The sequence below is a fragment of the Romboutsia weinsteinii genome (genome assembly GCF_002250835.2).
Lineage (GTDB): Bacteria > Bacillota > Clostridia > Peptostreptococcales > Peptostreptococcaceae > Romboutsia_A > Romboutsia_A weinsteinii.
The window spans coordinates 113,184-136,334 of the sequence record NZ_NOJY02000001.1; the positions used below are offsets into that span (position 1 = coordinate 113,184).

General features: G+C 30.7%; 17 protein-coding genes. 14 read left to right on the forward strand and 3 right to left on the reverse strand.

From position 1 onward, the window contains the following. Positions 1-162 precede the first annotated feature (162 nt). Positions 163-429, reverse strand: a complete 267-nt coding sequence (gene rpsT, locus CHL78_RS00520; protein ID WP_094368745.1) for a 30S ribosomal protein S20 — start codon at positions 427-429, stop codon at positions 163-165. Positions 430-696: 267 nt separating this feature from the next. Between rpsT and gpr the strand changes: the two genes are divergently transcribed. The 10 genes from gpr to dnaJ all read left to right on the forward strand — a co-directional run bounded on the left by gpr (position 697) and on the right by dnaJ (position 12,628). Beyond that, a complete protein-coding gene (gpr, locus tag CHL78_RS00525; protein WP_094368744.1) occupies positions 697-1,653 on the forward strand; it encodes a GPR endopeptidase in 957 nt (318 codons plus the stop codon). Between the two features lie 12 nt (positions 1,654-1,665). Beyond that, positions 1,666-2,610: a stage II sporulation protein P gene (spoIIP, locus tag CHL78_RS00530; RefSeq protein WP_094368743.1), complete on the forward strand. Its 945-nt coding sequence runs from the start codon at positions 1,666-1,668 to the stop codon at positions 2,608-2,610. Positions 2,611-2,633: 23 nt separating this feature from the next. Then, positions 2,634-2,903 carry a hypothetical protein gene (locus CHL78_RS00535; RefSeq protein WP_094368742.1) on the forward strand — a complete coding sequence of 90 codons (270 nt, stop codon included), beginning with the start codon at positions 2,634-2,636 and terminating at the stop codon, positions 2,901-2,903. Positions 2,904-3,031: 128 nt separating this feature from the next. Next, positions 3,032-4,837: a translation elongation factor 4 gene (lepA, locus tag CHL78_RS00540; RefSeq protein ID WP_116041146.1), complete on the forward strand. Its 1,806-nt coding sequence runs from the start codon at positions 3,032-3,034 to the stop codon at positions 4,835-4,837. 252 nt (positions 4,838-5,089) lie between these two features. After that, on the forward strand, positions 5,090-6,406 hold the full coding sequence (locus CHL78_RS00545; RefSeq protein WP_116041148.1) for an APC family permease: 1,317 nt from the start codon (positions 5,090-5,092) through the stop codon (positions 6,404-6,406). A 146-nt stretch (positions 6,407-6,552) separates the two neighbouring features. After that, on the forward strand, positions 6,553-7,674 hold the full coding sequence (gene hemW / locus CHL78_RS00550; RefSeq protein ID WP_094368777.1) for a radical SAM family heme chaperone HemW: 1,122 nt from the start codon (positions 6,553-6,555) through the stop codon (positions 7,672-7,674). A 99-nt stretch (positions 7,675-7,773) separates the two neighbouring features. Beyond that, positions 7,774-8,793: a heat-inducible transcriptional repressor HrcA gene (gene hrcA / locus CHL78_RS00555; RefSeq protein WP_094368776.1), complete on the forward strand. Its 1,020-nt coding sequence runs from the start codon at positions 7,774-7,776 to the stop codon at positions 8,791-8,793. Between the two features lie 36 nt (positions 8,794-8,829). Then, positions 8,830-9,408 carry a nucleotide exchange factor GrpE gene (grpE, locus tag CHL78_RS00560; RefSeq protein WP_094368775.1) on the forward strand — a complete coding sequence of 193 codons (579 nt, stop codon included), beginning with the start codon at positions 8,830-8,832 and terminating at the stop codon, positions 9,406-9,408. A 61-nt stretch (positions 9,409-9,469) separates the two neighbouring features. Next, positions 9,470-11,314, forward strand: coding sequence for a molecular chaperone DnaK (gene dnaK / locus CHL78_RS00565; RefSeq protein ID WP_094368774.1), 1,845 nt, complete (start codon positions 9,470-9,472; stop codon positions 11,312-11,314). 159 nt (positions 11,315-11,473) lie between these two features. After that, complete coding sequence (dnaJ, locus tag CHL78_RS00570; protein ID WP_094368773.1) at positions 11,474-12,628, forward strand: molecular chaperone DnaJ; 1,155 nt, start codon at positions 11,474-11,476, stop codon at positions 12,626-12,628. A 67-nt stretch (positions 12,629-12,695) separates the two neighbouring features. On the opposite strand, the gene CHL78_RS00575 is transcribed toward dnaJ, so the two are convergent. Beyond that, entirely contained in the window at positions 12,696-13,796 is a 1,101-nt protein-coding gene (locus CHL78_RS00575; protein ID WP_094368772.1) for a GntR family transcriptional regulator, read from the reverse strand. Positions 13,797-13,979: 183 nt separating this feature from the next. On the opposite strand from CHL78_RS00575, the gene CHL78_RS00580 reads away from it, so the two are divergent. Continuing rightward, positions 13,980-15,179, forward strand: coding sequence for an MFS transporter (locus CHL78_RS00580; RefSeq protein WP_094368771.1), 1,200 nt, complete (start codon positions 13,980-13,982; stop codon positions 15,177-15,179). 63 nt (positions 15,180-15,242) lie between these two features. On the opposite strand, the gene CHL78_RS00585 is transcribed toward CHL78_RS00580, so the two are convergent. Next, positions 15,243-15,785, reverse strand: coding sequence for a hypothetical protein (locus CHL78_RS00585; RefSeq protein WP_094368770.1), 543 nt, complete (start codon positions 15,783-15,785; stop codon positions 15,243-15,245). A 307-nt stretch (positions 15,786-16,092) separates the two neighbouring features. Between CHL78_RS00585 and CHL78_RS00590 the strand changes: the two genes are divergently transcribed. The 3 genes from CHL78_RS00590 (at position 16,093) to CHL78_RS00600 (ending at position 23,120) form a co-directional block, all read left to right on the forward strand. Then, complete coding sequence (locus tag CHL78_RS00590) at positions 16,093-17,031, forward strand: ROK family protein (protein WP_094368769.1); 939 nt, start codon at positions 16,093-16,095, stop codon at positions 17,029-17,031. A 125-nt stretch (positions 17,032-17,156) separates the two neighbouring features. Beyond that, positions 17,157-20,288, forward strand: a complete 3,132-nt coding sequence (locus CHL78_RS00595; RefSeq protein ID WP_094368768.1) for an alpha-mannosidase — start codon at positions 17,157-17,159, stop codon at positions 20,286-20,288. A 129-nt stretch (positions 20,289-20,417) separates the two neighbouring features. Then, a complete protein-coding gene (locus CHL78_RS00600; RefSeq protein WP_094368767.1) occupies positions 20,418-23,120 on the forward strand; it encodes an alpha-mannosidase in 2,703 nt (900 codons plus the stop codon). Positions 23,121-23,151: the final 31 nt, after the last annotated feature.

Here is a 23,151-nt window from a genome sequence, read left to right on the forward strand (position 1 = left end):
GAAATAAAAGAGGATACCTTGAAGTGTATGTATTGTAGGTGATCTAGACATAAATGTTTAGGTTACTTACAATGTTCATTTTAAGGTGTTTTTTATTATGTATAATAAAAAACCCTTGAATTAATTCAAGGGTTATTATCTATTAAGAAATATAAACGATAATTAAGCGTTCATACCGTTTAATTTTTGAGCTAACTTAGCTACTTTTCTAGCTGCAGCATTCTTGTGTATAGTTCCTTTAGAAGCAACTTGGCTTATTCTCTTTTGAGCGTACTCAAACTTAGCAACAGCTTCTTCTCTGTTTCCAGCAGCAACTGCATCTTCGAATCTTTTTATAGCAGTCTTAACTTGAGATTTTCTAGCTCTATTTAAAGCAGTTTTCTTTTCGATAACTTTTATTCTTTTCTTAGCTGATTTTATGTTTGCCAACGTGTTCACCCCCTCGTGTGTTTTTTTATTATATTCATCGTCAACATATTAAATTTTAACAGAAATAAATCTAAAAATCAAGGATAATTATTTATTACTTTATATAATATCTATTTTTTTGACTTTATAGATTATAACTCATATAAAAATAATTTACAACATGGAAATAAAATATTCAAACATTTGAAAAATTATATATTTTTGTTATAAAATACTAAAAAATGTTAACACTTATAAGTACCATTTAAATTGGACTTGGAGGTTAATATGGTTAGTATAAGAACAGACTTAGCTTTAGAAGCTAGAGAAATATATGAAGAAAAAGAAAAAAGTAGTGAGATACCTGGAGTAAAAATAGAAAACAAAGAGCTAGATAATTGTACCGTAACTAAGGTAGAAATCCTAGACGAGCAAGGCTCACAAATAATGAATAAGGGAGTAGGCACTTATATAACTTTAGAGAGTAATCTTATGAAGTTTGACGATGATGAATCGAGAGAAGAGATAATATCTTACTTAAAAGACGAATTAGTAGGAATATTAGGAACTGATAAAACTAAAAAAACATTAGTTATAGGATTAGGTAACTGGAATATAACTTCTGATGCATTGGGGCCTAAATCAGTATCTAAAACATTGGTTACTAGGCATATATTTAAAAATTATAATAAAGATTATGATGATGACTTTACTGAAGTCTCAGGGTTAAGCCCAGGGGTTATGGGGATTACAGGATTAGAAACTAGTGAGGTAGTTAAGTCTATTGTAGATATGATTAAACCTGATAGAGTAATAGCAATTGATGCTTTAGCATCGAGAAAAATGGAAAGAGTAAATTCAACTATACAGATTTCAACAGCTGGAATATCTCCTGGAGGCGGAGTTGGAAATAAAAGAAAAGCACTTAATAAGGAATATTTAGGTGTAGATGTTATAGCTATAGGAGTACCAACTGTAGTTGATGCAGCAACACTAACAAGTGATGTGCTAGATTTGGCTATAGACAATCTTATGTCACAATCAGTAGAATCAGAAAACTTCTATAATATGCTAAACAAGCTTAAAGAAGAAGAAAAGTATCAACTTATAAAAGATTCTCTAGATCCGTATGATAAAAATCTAATAGTAACACCTAAGGATATAGATGAGACAATAGAAAACTTATCAATAATAATAAGTGAAGGTTTGAATAGGTCTTTACACCCCGGTAGGATCACCAAATAAGGAGGAGCAAAAATGTTGAAAAAACGCATCAAGGCAATAGTAATGGCCTGTGTGTTAGTTTGTATTTTACCAACGATATCTTTGGCTATAGATAAAGAGGAATTTTTGAAGTTTTTAATTGATTCATCTTATCCAGAGACAAAGGTTGAAGAAGATAAAAAGGCTAGTGAAAAAAATGATAAAGAGGGTAGTAAAAAAGAATCAAGTGAAGTTAAGAAAGACTACTTAGAAGTATATGTTGGGGAAGAAAATGTACCAGATATAAGTAATACAAATAAAACTACAGAAGTATTTAATAGTAGTGATTATGTAAATGACTTAAGAGTTACTAAGTCGCAGCCTAGAATGCTTATATATCATACTCATGGATGTGAAACCTATGTTGAATCACCAGAAGGAAATTACCACTCTCAAGATAAAGCAAACTCTGTAATGTCTGTGGGAAGCTTATTGACTAGTGAGTTAACTAATAAAGGTTGGGGAGTAGTTCATTCTACTAACTATAGTGATTACCCTGAGTACAATGGTGCATATTCAAGAAGTTTAGCTTCTATACAAAGTATAATGCCTAAATATAATAGTATAGACATTGCCATAGATTTACATAGAGATGCAAGGGATTTAGATAGTGAAGAAGTTAAAAAGTCTGAACATGATAAATTTACTACTACTATAGATGGACAAAAAGCAGCTAAGTTTTTCTTTGTTGTAGGTGAAAGAAATGAAAATGTAGCTCAGATAAATAAGTTAGCTCAAAGTATAACGGACTTCGCACAAAGTAAATATCCAGGTCTAGTATCACCAGTTGTTAAGAAGAAGACAGGTAAATACAATCAATTTGTAGCTAAAAATCATATGCTAATAGAAATAGGAAGCAATGCAAATAGTATTGAGGAAGCAAAAGTTACAGCTAAGTATGTAGCTACTATTTTAGATGAGTACTTCAAACAACAATAATATTAATTATTAGGTTGTGTATAATGAGTAGAGTAGAGAACAATTTAAAAAAACAAGGTGAGAAATATAAACTAAAAAAGAGAATGAAAATAGCATTTGTACTTTTATTAATTATAAATGTATCAATATGTATACTGATAATAGATTATAATGCGAAGAATATGCTAGGTGAAAAAAACATACTCTCTGAGGTAGTAGATAAAACTAGTTCAAGTATGAGAGTGATGATAAAAAACACAAATGATATCTATAAAAATATATCAAAAGAAATAGAAGAAAAATTAGGTAAATAATATATAAAAATAAGGCTTATTGAAAAAATAAGTCTTATTTTTATATATTTATAACTCAACTCTTATTTACATAAAAGAGGATATATTATAAAATAAAAGTTATGATAATAATAAAAGGAGGAAACAAGGTGGACAGCAAACAAAGTAGAACTAGAAATTTCAGTATAATAGCGCATATAGACCATGGTAAGTCTACCTTAGCTGATAGATTAATACAAAAGACAGGACTTGTTAGTGACAGAGACATGAAAGCTCAATTATTAGACAACATGGATCTTGAAAGAGAAAGAGGAATCACTATAAAGCTTCAAAATGTAAGATTAGTGTATAAGGCTAAGGATGGAAATGAATATTACCTAAATCTTATAGATACTCCAGGTCACGTAGACTTTAACTATGAGGTGTCTAGAAGTTTAGCGGCTTGTGAAGGTGCATTATTAGTAGTAGATGCAGCTCAAGGCGTTGAAGCTCAAACATTAGCAAATGTGTATTTAGCATTAGATCAAGATTTAGAAATATTACCGGTTATAAATAAAATAGATCTTCCAAGTGCTAGACCTGATGAAATAAAACAAGAAATAGAAGATATAATAGGTCTTGATGCAAGCGAAGCACCACTTATATCGGCTAAAAGTGGTTTAAATATAGAAGATGTATTAGAAGACATAGTAAAAAATGTACCAGCACCACAAGGTGATAAAGAAGCACCTTTAAAAGCTTTAATATTTGACTCTTATTATGATGCATACAAAGGTGTTGTAGCATATGTTAGAGTATTTGAAGGTACTGTTAAAAAAGGTATGACAATAAAAATGATGAATACTAACAAAAACTTTGAAGTAACTGAAGTTGGTGTTATGGCTCCTGGTCAAACAGAGCTTGATGAATTAATCGCTGGAGATGTAGGATACATTGCAGCTAGTATAAAAGACATAAGAAGCTGTCATGTAGGTGATACTATAACTGATGCAAATAATCGTACAGATGAGCCTATGCCAGGATATAAGAAGGCTACACCTATGGTTTACTGTGGTATCTACCCGGGAGAAGGAGAAAAGTATGAGAATGTAAGAGATGCACTTGAAAAATTACAAGTAAATGATGCAGCTCTTGAATTTGAAGCTGAAACTTCTGCAGCATTAGGATTTGGATTTAGATGTGGATTCTTAGGTTTACTTCACATGGAAATAATCCAAGAAAGATTAGAGAGAGAATTTAATTTAGATATTATAACAACAGCTCCGTCTGTTATATATAGAGTTACAAAGACTGATGGTGAGATTGTAATGATACAAAATCCTGCAAATCTACCTGAAGTATCTGAAATAAAGACAATTGAAGAGCCTATTGTTAAAGGTGATATAATAGTACCTAAAGACTATGTAGGTATAGTTATGGAACTTTGTCAAGAAAGACGTGGAAACATGATAAACATGGAGTACATAGATGAAAAAAGAGTTATGCTTCACTATGACTTACCACTTAATGAAGTTGTTTATGACTTCTTCGATGCATTGAAGTCAAGAACTAGAGGATATGGTTCACTAGATTATGAGATAAAAGGATATGTTGTATCTACACTTGTTAAACTTGATATATTAATAAATAAAGAACAAGTGGATGCACTAAGTTTTATAGTGCATGAAACTAGAGCTTACCCAAGAGGTAAATCTATGTGCGAAAAATTAAAAAATGAAATACCAAGACATCAATTCCCTGTGCCTATACAAGCTGCAGTTGGTAATAAAGTTGTGGCAAGGGAGACTATAAGTGCTCTTAGAAAAGACGTTCTTGCTAAGTGTTATGGAGGAGATATATCTCGTAAGAAGAAACTTCTTGAAAAGCAAAAAGAAGGTAAGAAACGTATGAGACAAGTTGGATCTGTAGAAGTTCCTCAAAAGGCATTTATGTCAGTTTTAAAATTAGACGAATAATAAAAATAAATTTTATATAAAAAAGATAGGCCAATTTAGCTTTTGTTAAATTGGCCTATTTTTATTTTATAAGAAACTTCTTAGTTTAAAAGTTACGAATACTAATAAAATTTTATATAGCAAAAAACTATCTTATTAAAATAACTTAAACGCTAAATTTTAATAATTAGAGAAAACTGGGGAATAATAAGAAAATAAAATTAAGATGTAATAATTTTATTTTCTTATTATTGAACAATTAGGAGGTCAGACATGGATAAGGAACTTAAAAAGACCCTAGGCTTCTCTGCAGCTCTTTCCACAGTTGTAGGACTAGTTATAGGGTCAGGTGTTTTCTTTAAACCGCAAGCTATATATACTGCAACTAACGGTGCACCAGGACTTGGAATAATGGCTTGGATAATAGGTGGAGTAATAACAATAACTGCAGGTCTTACAGCTGCAGAGATATCAGCTGCTATACCGAAAACAGGTGGAATGATGGTATATATTGACGAAATATATGGACCCAAATTAGGTTTTTTAACTGGGTGGATGCAGACAGTGCTGTTCTTCCCAGGGACATCAGCAGCTTTAGCTGTAATATTTGCCAAGCAAGTTGTAGAACTTTTTGGATCAGATTCAAGTAATATGGCATTTGTTTTACCAGTAGCAATAGGTGTAATACTACTTCTAGCAATCTTAAATAATATAGGTTCATCTTTTGGAGGTTCTATACAAACTATAGCAACAATAGGTAAAATGCTTCCTTTAATTTTAATAATAATATTTGGATTTATAAGAGGAAATAGTACATCTTTATTTAGTCCTATGGTAGGTCCAGGTACTACTACAGGTAGTGCATTAGGTCAGGTTTTGATTGCAACGTTATTTGCATATGATGGATGGATAAATGTTGGAGCCATAGCTGGAGAAATGAAAAATCCAGGTACAGATTTACCCAAGGCTATAGTAGGTGGATTATCTATAGTTATGGCGGTTTATTTAGCAATAAATGTAGCTTATTTATGGGTAGCACCAGCAAGCGATCTTGCGATGGCTACATCACCAGCGACTCTTGTAGCGACTAAGTTATTTGGATCTATTGGTGGTAAAATAATAACAGTGGGTATATTAATATCAGTGTTTGGGACTCTAAATGGTTACCTATTAACTGGTCCAAGAATACCGTATACTTTAGCTAGACAAGGTCTTATACCTGGAAGTAATGCTTTATCAAAGGTAAATAAGGGAGGATCTCCATCTAATGCTTTATGGTTGATTGCTATACTTGCATGTTTATATGCCTTATCAGGACAATTTAATTTACTTACGGATTTAACAATATTTGCAGTATGGGTATTTTATGTACTGACATTTATAGGGGTAATAAAGCTTAGAAAAGATAAGCCAGACTTATACAGACCATATAAGGTGCCTTTATATCCAATAATACCAGCAATAGCAATAATAGGTGGTTTATTTGTTATAATAAATCAATTATTAACAGCTACAATGATTGCATTAGGAGGTATAATTATAACTTTAATAGGTCTTCCTGTTTATCTAGTAATGAAAAAAGATAAATAACTAATAAAAAATCTCTGTCCCATATGGGATAGAGATTTTTAAATTGACAAAACTAAAAATATTACGTTAAATAAGTAGATATATTGGATAAATATAAAATGAACAGTTATAATTAACTTGGAAATATATTGAAAAGAGGAATAGATATGCTAGGATTATATATACACATACCATTTTGTGTAAAAAAATGTAACTACTGTGACTTTAATTCTTATAAAATGGATATAAATTCAAAAACTAGATACATAGAAGATTTAAAAAAAGAAATGAAACTTTATAAAACCGAACAAGAAATAACAAGTGTATTTTTAGGTGGAGGAACACCAAGTATCTTAAATTCTTTAGAATTAGAATCTATATTTGATAACATATATGAGAACTTTAATATTGCAGAAGATGCGGAAGTAACTATTGAATGTAACCCAGGTACTTTATCATTAGATAAGCTAAAAACAATGAAAAAAATAGGAATAAACAGATTAAGTATAGGTTTACAAGCTGTACAAGATTACCATCTAAAAGCTATAGGAAGAATACATACTTATGAAGAGTTTGAAAAAAACTATAGACAAGCTAAAGAGGTAGGATTTGAAAATATTAATGTAGACTTGATGTACTGTCTTCCTAATCAAACATCTGATGAATGGAAAGAAAGTTTAAATAAAATAGTAAGTCTGAATCCGTCACATATATCAGCATACTCACTTATACTAGAAGAAGGTACAGAATTATACAATATGCATGAGAATAATGAGTTTGAAGTTATTGATGAAGATGTAGATATGGATATGTATAATTACACAATAAACTACTTAAAGGATAATGGGTATAATCAGTATGAAATATCAAATTATGCAAAAGAAGGTTGTGAGTGTAATCATAATATTTTATATTGGAAATGTAAACACTATATAGGTCTTGGACCTGGAGCATCAGGTTATTTAGATGATACAAGATATAATAATGTAGAAGCGCTTGATGAATATCATACTCTATTATCTAATAATAAAAAGCCTATTGATCATAAAGAGTATTTGACTATTGAAGATAAGATTCAAGAGAAAATATTTATGGGTCTTAGAATGAATAGTGGTATAAAGTTTGAGGATTTTAAAAATGAATTTGATATTAATTTCAAAGAAAAATATAATAAAGTAATAGATAAATTAAAGTCTAGAAACCTTATAAATGAAAGTAAAGCTGGGATAAGTTTAACCCAAAAAGGTAGAGAGATATCAAATAGTATATTTATTGAATTTATAGATTAAAGCAAAAGTGTTGACAAAATAATTTTAAAATGATATATAATATATATAATCTTTTTAGCACTCGAATTTAGTGAGTGCTAACAGCGAGGAGGCAATATGATGGAATTAAACGAAAGAAAATTAAATATCCTCAAGGCTATAGTCAAAGATTATATAGAGACAGCTGAGGCAGTAGGCTCTAGAACAATATCAAAGAAACATGATTTGGGAGTAAGTGCCGCGACAATTAGAAATGAAATGGCTGATCTTGAAGAATTAGGATATTTAATACAGCCTCACACATCTGCTGGAAGGGTTCCATCTGAAAAAGGATATAAACTATATGTAGATTTGCTAATGGGTAAAAGTGAGTTAACAGCTCAAGAAAAGTTATTAATTGAACAGTCTATAGATAACAATGTAAATCATATAAATGACTTAATCCATGAGACTTCAAAACTTTTATCTCAGCTTACTAATTATACAACAGTGGCTGTTACTAAAAATATGGTAAAACAAAGTGTTATAAAACATATACAGTTAGTGAGTATGAGTGATAATAACATACTTTTAATTGTAGTAACAGATAAGGGTGACATTAAAAATGCAAATCTTTCTACTAATGTTTATTTAGATCAATCTAAGCTTAATTTGATTTCTGATAATCTTACTAATAAGCTTCTAGGGAAATCTATAACAGACTTAGATGATAGGTTAATAGCATTTATTAAATATGAAATAAGTGAATATTCTATGCTTATAGATGAACTTATAGATGCACTTAACTTTAATATGACAGAGGACGATGCTAGAGTGTCCTTAAGTGGAGCTACTAATATTTTCAGTTATCCTGAGTTTAATGATATATTAAAGGCTAAATCTTTTTTAAATATGTTAGAAAAAAAAGAGACAATAGCTAGTATGATTAAAACTGAGGGAATAAAAAAAGAAAATTTAAATATAATCATTGGTAGTGATAATATATGTGAAATAGCTCAAGATTGTAGTATTATTACTGCAACTTATAATATTGATAAAGAGCTAGTAGGTAAAATAAGTTTTATTGGTCCTACAAGAATGGATTATTCAAAGATTTACTCAATAATAAATTATATGAGCTTACTACTTAATAAAAAATAAAGCATTGCTTAAAAAATAGACTGAGAGGTGTAGAGATTGGAAGAAAAGAACATACATCAAGAAGAGGAAAATAAAGACATCAATGCTTCTGTTAATGAAGAGTGTGAAGTATGCACTGAAGAAGTTAACGAAGAGATAGAAAAAGAGGATAATGTGACTGATATAAATGAGAAGCTAGAAGAAAAGAAGTTACAAGATGAAGTAGACTCACTAAATGACCAATATCAAAGACTACAAGCAGAATATGCAAACTATAGAAGAAGAACTCAACAAGAGAAAGAAACTATAGGAGTATTTGCAAATGAAAAGATAATAAAGGATTTAATACCAGTTATAGATAGTATGGAAAGAGCATTAGATGCTTGTGAAGATAAAGAAGATACTATGTATAAAGGTATAGACCTTGTTTATAAGCAATTAAATGATACTCTAACTAAATTTGGAGTTGAAGAAATAGAATCACAAGATCAAGACTTCGATCCAAATGTACACCTAGCTGTAATGCAAGAAGCTATAGATGGTGTTGATGCAAATAAAGTAGTTATGGTTATGCAAAAAGGATATAAGCTAGGAGCTAAAGTTATAAGACCAGCAATGGTTAAGGTTTCTTGCTAATAATAAATAAACAAATTATAAAATTAATAAATATAGAAAATCCATAAGGAGGATATTAATCATGGGAAAAGTAATAGGTATAGATTTAGGAACAACTAACTCTTGTGTAGCAGTGTTAGAAGGTGGAGAAGCACAAATAATAGCAAACAACGAAGGTATGAGAACTACTCCTTCAGTAGTAGCCTTCACTAAAGATGGAGAAAGAATAGTAGGTGAGCCTGCTAAGAGACAAGCAGTTACAAATGCAGATAGAACTATAATATCAATAAAAACTCACATGGGAACAGATTACAAAGTTGATATAGATGGTAAAGGATATACTCCACAAGAAATATCAGCTATAACTTTACAAAAATTAAAAGCAGATGCTGAAAGTTACTTAGGTCAACCTGTAACAGAAGCTGTTATAACAGTTCCAGCTTATTTCACAGATGCTCAAAGACAAGCTACTAAAGATGCAGGTAGAATAGCAGGACTTGATGTTAAAAGAATAATAAACGAGCCAACTGCAGCAGCTCTTGCTTACGGAATGGATAAATTAGATCAAGAAAAGAAAATATTAGTATTTGACTTAGGTGGAGGAACTTTTGACGTATCTGTACTTGAAATAGGTGATGGTACTTTTGAAGTTTTAGCTACAGCTGGTAACAATAGATTAGGTGGAGATGACTTTGACCAAGTTATAATAAACTATTTAGCTGATGAGTTTAAGAAGACTGAAGGTGTAGATTTAAGAAATGATAAAATGGCTCTTCAAAGATTAAAAGAAGCTGCTGAAAAGGCTAAGAAAGAATTATCATCAACAATGAGTTCTAACATAAACTTACCTTTCATAACAGCTACAGCTGAAGGACCAAAACATTTAAATGTAGATTTATCAAGAGCTAAATTTGATGAATTAACTGCTAAGTTAGTTCAAGATACTATGGAGCCAACTAAGAGAGCTTTACAAGATGCAGGACTTTCTACATCTGAAATAGATGATGTATTATTAGTAGGTGGATCTACTAGAATACCAGCAGTTCAAGAAGCTGTTAAGAAATTTATAGGAAAAGAACCTCACAAAGGTATAAACCCAGATGAATGTGTTGCTGCAGGTGCTGCTATACAAGCTGGTGTTTTAACTGGTGAAGTAAATGACTTATTATTATTAGACGTAACTCCATTATCTTTAGGGATAGAAACTTTAGGTAACGTATTTACTAAGATAATAGAAAGAAATACAACAATACCAACTAAGAAGTCTCAAGTATTCTCAACTGCTGCAGATAACCAAACTGCTGTTGATATACATGTTCTTCAAGGTGAAAGAAGTATGTCATATGACAATACTACTTTAGGTAGATTCCAATTAACTGATATACCACCAGCTCAAAGAGGTATACCTCAAATAGAAGTTACTTTCGACATAGATGCAAATGGTATAGTTCATGTTACTGCTAAAGATTTAGGAACTGGAAAAGAACAAAAAGTAACTATAACTTCAGGAACAAACCTTTCTGAAGAAGAAATAGAAAAGAAAGTAAAAGAAGCTGAAATGAATGCTGAGGCTGATAAGCAAAAGAAAGACAAAATAGAAGCATTAAACCAAGCTGAATCAACTATATATCAAACAGAAAAAACTTTAGGAGAAGTTGCTGATAAAATAAGCGCTGATGATAAAGCTAATGTTGAAGCTGCAATAGCTGACTTAAAAGCTGTAAAAGATAAAGAAGAAGCTACTGCTGAAGAAATAAGAAAAGCTATGGATGAAGTAATGAACAGATTCCAAAAAGTGTCTGAGCAAATGTATCAAGCAGCTGCTCAAGAACAACAAGCTCAAGGTGGAGAACAAACTCAAGAACAAGCTTCTCAAGATGATAATGTAGTTGATGCTGACTTCACAGAGGTTAATGACGAAAAATAGGTTACAAAATTAAACACATTGTATATAATTAATATAGAGTAAGAGGAAGATTCATTTTTACAAGTGAAAGTATGCTCTATTGCTTAAATAAATTAACAATAGCTTGTAGTTTGATACTCTACAAGCTATTGTTCTGTATAATAAAGGTGGTGACAAAAATTGAGCGCTAAAAGAGACTATTATGAGGTTTTAGGTGTAGATAAAGGTGCAGATGCACAAAGCTTGAAAAAAGCATATAGAAAGCTAGCTATGAAATACCATCCAGATAGAAATCCTGGAGATAGTGAAGCTGAAGAGAAGTTCAAAGAGATAAACGAAGCATATGAAGTATTATCTGATGATACTAAGAGAGCAAATTATGATCAATTTGGTCATGAAGGTGTAAATGGTCAAGGTGGATTCGGAGGCCAAGGCTTTGGTGGTCAAGGTTTTGGAGGATTTGAAGATATATTTGGAGATATATTCGGTGATATGTTCGGAGGAGGCGGAGGCTTCGGAGGAAGACCAAGAAGAAGAGGCCCAGAACGTGGAGCGGATATAAGACAAGATGTAACTATAACTTTCGAAGAAGCATCATTTGGTAAGAAAGCTTCTATAAAATTAAATAGAAGTGAAGAATGTGATGAATGTCATGGTAGCGGATCAAAGCCAGGAACATCTAAAAAAACTTGTCCAACATGTAATGGTGCAGGAGAAGTTAGAACTGTTCAAAGAACTCCGTTTGGTAATATAGCAAGCTCTAGACCTTGTAGTGCATGTAATGGAGAAGGTGAAGTAGTAGAGTCACCTTGTGCAAAATGTCACGGAAAAGGAAGTACTAGAAAGGTCAAGACTATAGAAGTGGATATACCAGCAGGTATAGATGATGGTCAAATGATCAAGCTTTCTGGTCAAGGTGAATTAGGAAGCAAAGGTGGACCAAGAGGAGATCTTTATATAGTAATAAATGTTAAGGCTCATACTTTATTTACTAGAGAAGGAAATGACATACATTTCGAAATGCCAATAACATTTATTCAAGCAGCCTTAGGAGATGAAATAGAAGTACCTACATTAGATGGAAAAGTTAAATATACAATACCAGAGGGTACTCAAACTGGTACAGTATTTAGACTAAGAGAAAAAGGTATACCAAGATTAAGAGGAAACTCTAGAGGAGATCAATATGTAAAAGTTGTAGTTGATGTTCCTAGAAAATTAAATGAAAAGCAAAAGGACATCTTAAGAGACTTTGCAAAAGAGTGTGGAGAAGAAGTACACGAAAAAAAGAGGTCGTTTGGAGAAAAAATAGAAAATCTATTTAAAAAAAAGTAAAAAAAAGTTCTAGGATATTTTCCTAGGACTTTTTTTATGTTAAGAGATTATATTAAATTTTTATAAATCAATGATCAAAAATAATATTTTCTTTAACAATAATATTTTCTGATGATGAGTTATCGTTAATTAAATTAAAAACCATTTTTGCTGATTGATATCCAATATCGTATGGATTTTGCTCTATAACTATTGGCTTACATGGTAAAAAATCCATATACTGCTCAAATTCATTATCATATAAAATAAGTTCTATATTATTTGGACATGTAAGGTTCATAGAGTATATTATTTTTATCAAATTAAGACCAGTAATACCACCTTCACAGATAATAGCAGATATGTCTTTATTTTTGGATAGATAGTTTTTTATAGAGGAGATTCTATCCTCTAAAGTATGAGGAAGCATTAACTTGTGTTGATCTCTTAAACCAACACTTGAGCTTAAAGCTTTTTCGTATCCTAAGATACGCTCAGATATTGAACTTGCAACCTTGGGAGGAGGACTTATAAATCCAATATTAGTATGACCTTTATCTATTAAATAATTAGTAGCTTGATAAGCTGAGTTAAAGTGGTCGCTAGCTACATAACTTATATCCAATCCTTCTAACTTCCTATCAACTAAAACTGTAGGAAACTTATTCAAAGAAAGTTTTAAAATCTCGGGGTTATATAATTGATTATCGCTAGGAAAAATTATTAGCCCCTTACAGCCTAAATCTAGAGATGTCCTTATAAAATCTTTTTCTTTATTTTGATTTGCATCTGTTATCATTAGTACTAGTTTAAAGTTAGTTGATTCGAGATAAGCTTTTGCTCCATTTATTATATTTATGGCAAACCTACTATCTATTCCTGGTACTAACATGCAAATAATGTCTTTATTTAATGAAGTCGATTCTTTATCAATCTTATGTTTAGTAAATTGCTTATGAGAGTTTATATTACTGTTAATAAAAGTTCCCTTTCCTTGAAGTCTATATATTAGATCTTCATCTTGTAATGAATTCAACGCACTCTTTGCAGAAATACGACTTGCATTGAATTTTAATGCTAACTGATTCTCAGAAGGAAGCTTATAGTTTGGAATATGTTTATTTTCATCTATAAGGTTTAACAAATAGTCTTTAATCTGCTTATAGAGAGGTGTATTTTTATCACTCATATTAATTTCTCCTTAGATAACATATCAACTATATCAACTTAATATACAACTTGTTTTTATTCTGTTGACTGATAATTACACTGCTGATATAGTTTTATTAAGATAAGTATACAGGAAAAAAATGGTATAGTAAATATGTATATAACAAGTATACCAAGATGACTTTTGAAGGTAGGTGAAAAAGTGGAAGTAAAAAAAAGAAACAAAATAAACATCAATAAGAATTTAATAATTATGATACTTATCATATACTCAACTATGCTTTTATTTGGAATGACTGAAAATATAAAAGGAGTATCATTTCCATTAATAAAAGATGAATTTGGGGTAGCTTATACATCGCAAGGGGGGCTAGTTTCATCTTCTTGGTTTGGATATGTAATATTTTGTGTGGTGGCGACTTTATCGCTTGAAAGGTATGGTTCTAAAAAATCACTAGGATTTGGATATATATTTATATGTCTAGGATGTATATTGGTATCTTTTTCAAATAGTTTTTATAGTGTTAATGCATCACTAATGATATTGTGGATGGGATTTGGTTTCTTTGAAGTTGGAAGTAATGCTATGGCAACTACAGTATTTAAATCAAACAGTGCAATATATATGAATCTAATGCACTTCTTTTATGGTTTTGGGGCTGTATTAGGTCCGAAACTTGCTGGGTTAGCAGTAGAAAAGTTTGACGCAGGATTTAAAGGAATATATTTAATAACATTAGTTCCTATGGTGATAGTCTTATCTATGGTTATAATGTCTAAAACTGATGAACAAAATGAGACAGAAAGTTCATCTATGACTATGAAGGAAGCCTTAAGAAATAAATATGTATGGATGTTTGCTATATGTTTAGGATTTATGGAAGTTATTGAATTTTCAGCTGCAAACTGGGGATCATTTTACTTAAGAGATGCCTTTGGAATAGATCCACTTAAACTAGGGGCCACATTTGTATCAGTATATTATATATTTTTTACAATTTCTAGGCTATGTAGTGGTTTTGCAATTGAGAAAATAGGCTATATAAAATCAATAATTATTTCACTTGTATCAATATTTGTATTGTATATAGCAGGATTTTTATTTGGGAGTAAAGGTATATGGATACTAGCATTTACAGGATTTTTTAGTGCAATAATGTGGCCAACGCTTATGTGCATAGCTATGAATATTTTTAAGCAAGAGGCAGCTATTGCAACTAGTGTAATTATTGTTATATCAGGTAGCATTAATGGTGTTATGCAATTAGTAACCGGTATAATTAACGAATATATAGGGAATCTGTGGGGGTATAGACTTAGTGCTTTATATGTACTTATACCGATATACTTTATAATATTAATAGCAAAGAAAAGTAAAAAGAATACTCATATCAATGCTTAGCAACGAATAGAGTATTCTTTAGAAATAATATTTATGTAGTTAAATATTAAAGTATGTACTTAATTACATAGATATTATAGATAATGTTTGTATTTGGCTAAGTATACCTTGTGATAGATTGTGGATATTATCTTGTTCCATATCCATATCCTTTAAGGCTAAAAATATCATGAAAGCATTAATTACTATTTTTTCGTAAATATAGAAGTATGTATTTTTATTTTTTAGATAATCCTTATTTCTTATAGAGTCATTTACAAGAATTAATTCATCGATAGTTGGTTGTACCATTAAATTTATTGCAATAGAATTTATATTACTTTCTTTAAGTGCGTTGTACTTATGATGAGCAAAATTATTTAGATCTATAGAAGCTTTATATATATCTTTAGAATTTGAGTTTTTTAACTCATCTCTTGTTTGTCTAGAAATAAAATTGGCTCTAGATTTTAGTTCATCTATTTTAGATTTATAAAATTGAATTAACGATTGAAGTTTTAGATTAACTTCAAGTTCAGACTCATTATTTTCAAGCTCTAGGTGCTTATATTTTTCTGAAACTAGTTGTATATCTTGAAATAATTTTATAGATTCAAGTTTATTCATGATAAAAATCCTCCCCAAGGTTGTTTAATGTATATATATTATATAATAACAACAGTATAAAGCATAAAAATAAGATAATAAAGAAAATGTTTTCCGAAATTGGATGGATTTTAATGATACATAAGATATTTGTAGATAAACTTAAATATTTGAACTTTTATAAATAAAATGCATCATATAATATATAAATTGAAAGATATAAAATTAATGAGTAATGATAGCTTGAAGTTTTTAATACGTAATATTAGAAAAAGAATGAATATAACTTTATAAATTTAAAGAGCCAGATAGTTTAAGGAGGATAACTATGTATTTTGTTGGAGTAGACATTGGAGGAACAGGTGTACAAGCTGGTATTGTAGATGAAAATGGGAAAATACTTTTCAGAAAAGAATGCAAAACTGACGTAGTTGGTGGATTTGAAAAGATAATGGATGATATAAATATTCTTGTGAGAGAATTACTAGAAGAAAATAATATAGATATAAAAGAAATCAACTCTATAGGATTTGGTGTTCCAAGTTTTATAAATAAAGATGGATTAGTAACTTGCGTAAACTTAGGTTGGTCAGAAGTTCAGTTTATGGGAGCATTAAAGAAGAGATTTGAAGAAGTTAAAATATATGCTGAAAATGATGCTACAGTTGCAGCTCTTGGTGAAGCAAAGTTTGGTAGTATGAAAGACTCTAATATTTCAGTTATGTATACCCTAGGCACTGGAGTAGGCGGTGGAATAATAATCAATGGAAAAGCATTTACCGGAGCTCATGGTATGGGATCAGAAATAGGGCATGCAATAATAGGTGAAAATTATTTTGACTGCAACTGTGGAAACAATGGTTGTTTAGAAACTTTCTGCTCAGCAACATCAATTATAAAATATGCACAAAAGTTAATTTCAGAAGGCGTGGAAAGTTCTATATTGGAAAAAGCAGAAAACAATATAGAGGACATAAATGCAAAAATGGTATTTGACTCATATAGAGAAAATGACCAAGTTGCTGTAGAAACTATAACTAGATTTAAATCATACTTAGCAAAGGCTATGGGGAGCATGATAAATACACTAGATCCAGAGGTAATATCTATAGGTGGAGGAGTATCTAGAGCTAGCGATATAATTCTTGATAATATAGAAGAGCTTATTAGAGAGCATATATTATATAAAAAAGAAGACTTTGCGAAGATAGTATGTGCTACTTTAGGTGCAGATGCAGGTATAATAGGTGCAGCATTCTTAAATTAATTATAAAATAAGCTACACTTTTATTATAAAAACTATACAGAGTATAGATGAAATTTGTAGGAAATTGACATTGAAAACGTTTTTAAATATAATCAATTTATAATAAAAATAGGGGGAGAAAAAACATGAAAGATATGTTTTATACAATAGATAAATTAAGAAATAGAATACATGAATTAGAAAACTTTAGATATAGAGAAACAATAGAGTTAGAATACTTTAATACAAAATTAAATGGAGATATAGATATAGCTCCACAGCTACCAACAGAGTTTGATGGGGTAATAAGAACTGGTGAGACTTGGAAAGGTAGAGACTTATACCTTTGGATGAATAAAATTGTAGAAGTACCATCAGCATGGTCAGGAAAAACTGTAGTAGGTATATTTGATTTTGGGGAAACTGGAGCAGGAAATAACTCTGGATTTGAATCATTATTCTACCTAAATGATAAGCCATACCAAGGTGTAGATAGTAACCATAAGGAAGTATTTTTCCCAGAGAATACAGCAGGAACTAACTTGGAATTAATGTTTAGACTATGGACTGGACTTGAAGGTGGAGGAGTACCAAGAGAACAAGAACACCGTATAAATAGAGCACAACTTGCTTGGTTAGATGAAAAAATGGATGATCTTTACTACAATGCAATGGTAGTTTTAGAAACTATTATAGAATTAGATCAATATTCTCCAGATAAAGTTCACTTAACAAAAATATTAAATGATGCTTTAAAATTAATAGATTGGGCTTATCCAGGAAGTGAAGAGTTCTATGCATCAGCTCATAAAGCATCAGATTACTTAAATGAAGAAATAGATAAGATAGATAAAAACTCAGTAATAAATGTAACTTGTATAGGACATACACATATAGACGTTGCATGGTTATGGAGACTAAAGCATACAAGAGAAAAGTGCGCTAGATCATTCTCTACAGTACTTAGACTTATGGAAAGATACCCAGAGTATATATTCCTACAAACTCAACCTCAATTATATGAGTATGTAAAAAATGATTATCCAGAGTTATATGCAGCAATAAAGCAAAAAGTAGCAGATGGAAACTGGGAAGTTGATGGAGGAATGTGGTTAGAAGCTGACTGTAATATACCATCAGGAGAATCTTTAGTTAGACAAATACTAGTTGGATCAAGATTTATAAAAGAAGAATTTAACAGAGATGTAGAATACTTATGGTTACCAGACGTATTTGGTTATTCTTGGGCTTTACCTCAAATATTAAAGAAATCTGGTATAGATACATTTATGACTACAAAAATAAGCTGGAACCAATACAACAGAATGCCTCATGATACTTTCAACTGGAAAGGTATTGATGGTACTGAAATATTAACTCACTTTATAACTACTCCAGAACCATGGAGTCAGCCAGGTTCTTGGTTCTATACTTACAATGGAAGACTTACTCCAAAGAGTGTAAAAGGTGTATGGGATGCATATACAGATAAGAACTTAACTAACGATCTTATAGTATCTTATGGATTTGGAGATGGCGGCGGTGGTGTTAACCGTGAAATGTTAGAGTACAGAAGAAGATTAGATAAGATGCCAGGTTTACCAAATGTTAAGACAGGTAAAGCAGGAGAATACTTCAAGTGCTTAAGAGAAAAAGTAGAAAATACTGATGAATATGTTCACACATGGGATGGAGAATTATATCTTGAGTACCACAGAGGAACATATACAAGTCAAGCTTACACTAAGATGATGAACAGAAAATTAGAACTTTTATATAGAGAAACAGAATGGCTAGGATCAGTAAACTCATTAACTACTTCAGACTGGGCACAATATCCAAATGCTGAATTAACTAAGGGATGGAAAACAATACTTAGAAATCAATTCCACGATATAATACCAGGTTCTTCAATAACAGAAGTATATGAAGATGCTAAGATTGAATACAAAGAAGCAGAAGATATTGCACTGAAGGCTCAAGATGACTTCAATACTAACTTATTAAATGAAGATGAGAACACTTGGACAGTTATAAATAATGCTAACTGGAATAGATGTGAAGTTGTAGAAATAGAAACTGGCATAGTTGGGAACTTCTACGATGAAGATAATAATAAACTAGAAGCTCAAAGAGAAGAAGGTAAATATATAGTTGAAGTTAAAGCTGTTCCAGCAACAGGATGGAAGAGAATAACATTAAAAGAAGAGGCTATAGAAGAAGTATCATCTACTTTTGAATATACTGATAGAGGAATAGATACTCCTAACTATGAAATAAAATGGAATGAAGTTGGTCAATTAACTTCTATACTTGATAAAGCTAACAAGAGACAAGTATTAGCTAAAGGACAAAGAGGAAATGTTCTTCAAATGTTTGAAGATAAGCCAATGGCACATGAAGCTTGGGATATAGACATATACTACCAAGAAAAAATGAGAGAAGTTACAGATATACAAAATATAGAACTAGTAGAGTGTGGTAATTTAAAAGCTATAATAAGATTTAGCTACAAGTACATGAACACTACAATAAATCAAGATATGGTAGTTTATGCTGACAATAGAAGAATAGACTTCGTAACTAATGTTGATTGGAGAGAGCAAAAGCAACTTCTTAAAGTAGCATTCCCAGTTGATGTAAGAAGTACTATGGCAACATATGATGTTCAATTTGGTAATGTTAAGAGACCTACTAACTGGAATACTAGTTGGGAAATGGCTAAGTTTGAAACAGTAGCTCAACAATGGGTTGATTTATCACAAAGAGATTATGGAGTGAGTTTATTAAATAACTGTAAGTATGGCCATGACATAAAAGATAATGTAATAAGATTAACTTTATTAAAATCAGCTACTCATCCTGATCCACACCAAGATCAAGGAGAGCAAAACTTCACTTACTCATTACTTCCTCATACAGGAGACTTTGTTGAAGCAAATACTGTAAAGGCTGCATTTGAATTAAACCAACCATTAACTTATGTAAATGGTTCAATGAGAAATGACATACCAAGTAAAATGTTCAACTTCAACGATGCTTATATATTAGTTGATGCAATAAAGAAAGCAGAAGATGAAGATATGGTTATAGTTCGTTTCCATGAATATTCAGGCAGTAGACAAGAAGTAAGTATAACAAGTGATTATGAAATAGTTGGATGGATGGAAACTAACTTAATGGAAAAAGCTTGTGAAGAAATGAGAAATGAAAAAGAAATAAACTTAACAATAAACCCTTACGAAATAAAAACTGTAATGGTTAAGATGAATAAATAAGCTAACTATTTTAAAATTTTAATATATACTCCAAAGAGGTAACTTCTTTGCTAACATAGTAAGGAGGTTACCTCACCTCATATAACAGAAGAATTAAATTATAAAAACTATAAATCGGGGGAAACGATTATGAATAAAAAAGCTCACATAATATCTCATACACACTGGGACAGAGAATGGTACCTACCATATGAAACTCATCATATGATGCTTATAGAAACTATGGATACACTTTTAGATACTTTTGAAAAAGATCCAGATTTTAAATCTTATCATCTAGATGGTCAAACAGTATTACTAGAGGATTATTTAGAAGTCAGACCTGAAAGAAGAGAACTATTAGAAAAAGTAATTAAGGACGGAAGACTAAAAATAGGTCCATGGTATGTATTACAAGATGAATTTTTAACAAGCAGTGAATCGAATGTAAGAAACTTACAATATGGACATAAAGATGCAGGAAGATATGATAAAGAAGTATGCAAAGTTGGATATTTCCCAGATTCTTTCGGTAATATGGGGCAGGCACCTCAAATATTAAAGCAAGCTGGTATAGAAACAGCAGCATTTGGTAGGGGAGTTAAACCAACTGGATTTAATAATGAAGTAAGTGCAGATGATAAATTTGAATCACCTTATTCAGAAATGTACTGGGAAAGTCCTGATGGGTCAAAAGTACTAGGTATACTATTTGCTAACTGGTATTGTAATGGAATGGAAGTACCAACAGACATAGAAGAAGCTAAAGAATACTGGGCAAAGAGATTAGACGATGCAGGTAAGTTTGCATCTTCAAATCAGTTATTATTTATGAATGGTTGTGATCACCAACCTATACAAACTGATTTATCAGAAGCTATAAAAGTTGCTGAAGGTTTATATGAAGATATAGATTTTGTTCACTCAAGTTTTGATGAATACATAGATGCTTTAAAAGAAAATATGAAAGATGATTTACAAGTAATAAAGGGTGAACTTAGAAGTCAGCAAACTGATGGCTGGTATACATTAGTTAATACTGCTTCAGCTAGAGTATACTTAAAGCAGTGGAACCAATTATGCCAAACTTTATTTGAAAAAGTAGCAGAGCCAATAGCTACTATGGCTCATAATTATGGATTTGAGTATCCTCATCATTTATTTGAATATGGATGGAAATCTTTAATGAAGAATCATCCTCACGATAGTATATGTGGATGTAGTGTAGATGAAGTTCATAGAGAGATGGTTGCTAGATTTGATAAAGCTAAGGATGTAGCAAAGTACATTATAAAAGAGAGTTTAAATTACCTTACAAGTCAAATAGATACATCTGAGTTTGCTAAATTAGGAGATAAAGTATATCCATTCTTAGTTGTAAATACAGCAGGATATAATAGAAGTGGTGTAGTTGAAGTCGATGTAAATATAGTTAAAAAGTATTTCAGAGAAGGTCACCCAAATGAAATAGCAAAAGAAATGAGAAAAGTTACGCTACCTAAGTTTAAGGTAGTAGATATAAATGGAAATAAAATAGATGCAAAAATAACTGATTTAGGAATAAAGTTTGATTATGATTTACCAAAAGATAAGTTCAGACAGCCTTATTACTCAAGATTAGTTAGAGTTGAATTAGAAACGAAGAACATAAAATCTTTTGGATGGGACACTTATGCATTAATAGAAGATACACAAGAAATTGATGCTAGTAATCAAAATAGCTTAGTAAAAGAAAATGTACTAGAAAATGAATTTATAAGAGCAGAAGTACAAGAAAATGGATCAGTTAAATTATTAGATAAAACTACAAACAAAGAATTTAAAGATCTTTGCATATATGAAAATACTGGAGATATAGGTAATGAATATATTTATATGAAGCCAGTAGGAGAAACACCTTTAACGACTAAAGATGTTAAGGCTAAGATAGAAATAAAAGAAGATTTACCATATAAAGCAGTAATTGAAATAACTCATAACTGGGAAGTTCCAGCTAGTGCAAATGAATTACTACAAGAAGAAATAGAAGAAGTATTAGAGTTTAAGTATAGAAAGTCTCAAAGAGTAGATAAAATGGTACCAATGATAATTAAAACTACTTTAACTTTAGAAAAGTCATCTAAGGGATTAAAAGTTAAATCATCATTTAATAATACTGCAAGAGACCATAGAATGAGAATGTTATTTGCTACAGACATAGAGTCTGATATACATTATACAGAATCAATATTTGAAGTAGCAAAGAGAGATAATCATACTTATGAAACTTGGGAAAATCCAAGTAATTGTCAACACCAACATGCATTTGTAAATATACATGATGAAAATTATGGACTTACAATAGCTAATAAGGGACTAAATGAATATGAAATATTAAATGACGATAGAAATACAATAGCAGTAACTCTTCTTAGAAGTGTTGCAGAACTAGGAGACTGGGGTGTATTTGCTACTCCAGAAGCACAATGCCAAGGTGAGCATGAGGCAGAGTTAGAAATAATACCTCATGGAAAAAATATATATGATTCTTTCAAAGAAGCTCATATATTCCAAATACCAATGGTTACAAAAGAAATGTCTATACAAAATGCAAATCTAGAAAATAACAATAGTTTACTAGAAATTAATGGCTATGGTATAATGTGGTCAGCATTAAAGTTAGAGGGGAAAGAAAATAATAATATATTAAGGGTTTACAATTTAGAAGATAAAGAGTCGACTTTAGAAATAATAAATTGTAAGATAAAGGGATCAAAATACATATCTAATATATTAGAAGAAAAAACTCAAAATAATATAGACAGCACTGTAAACTTAAGAAAATCAGAAATAACAACTATAGGTATAGGTTAAAAAGAGTTAAAGGTTATCTGATTTCAGATAA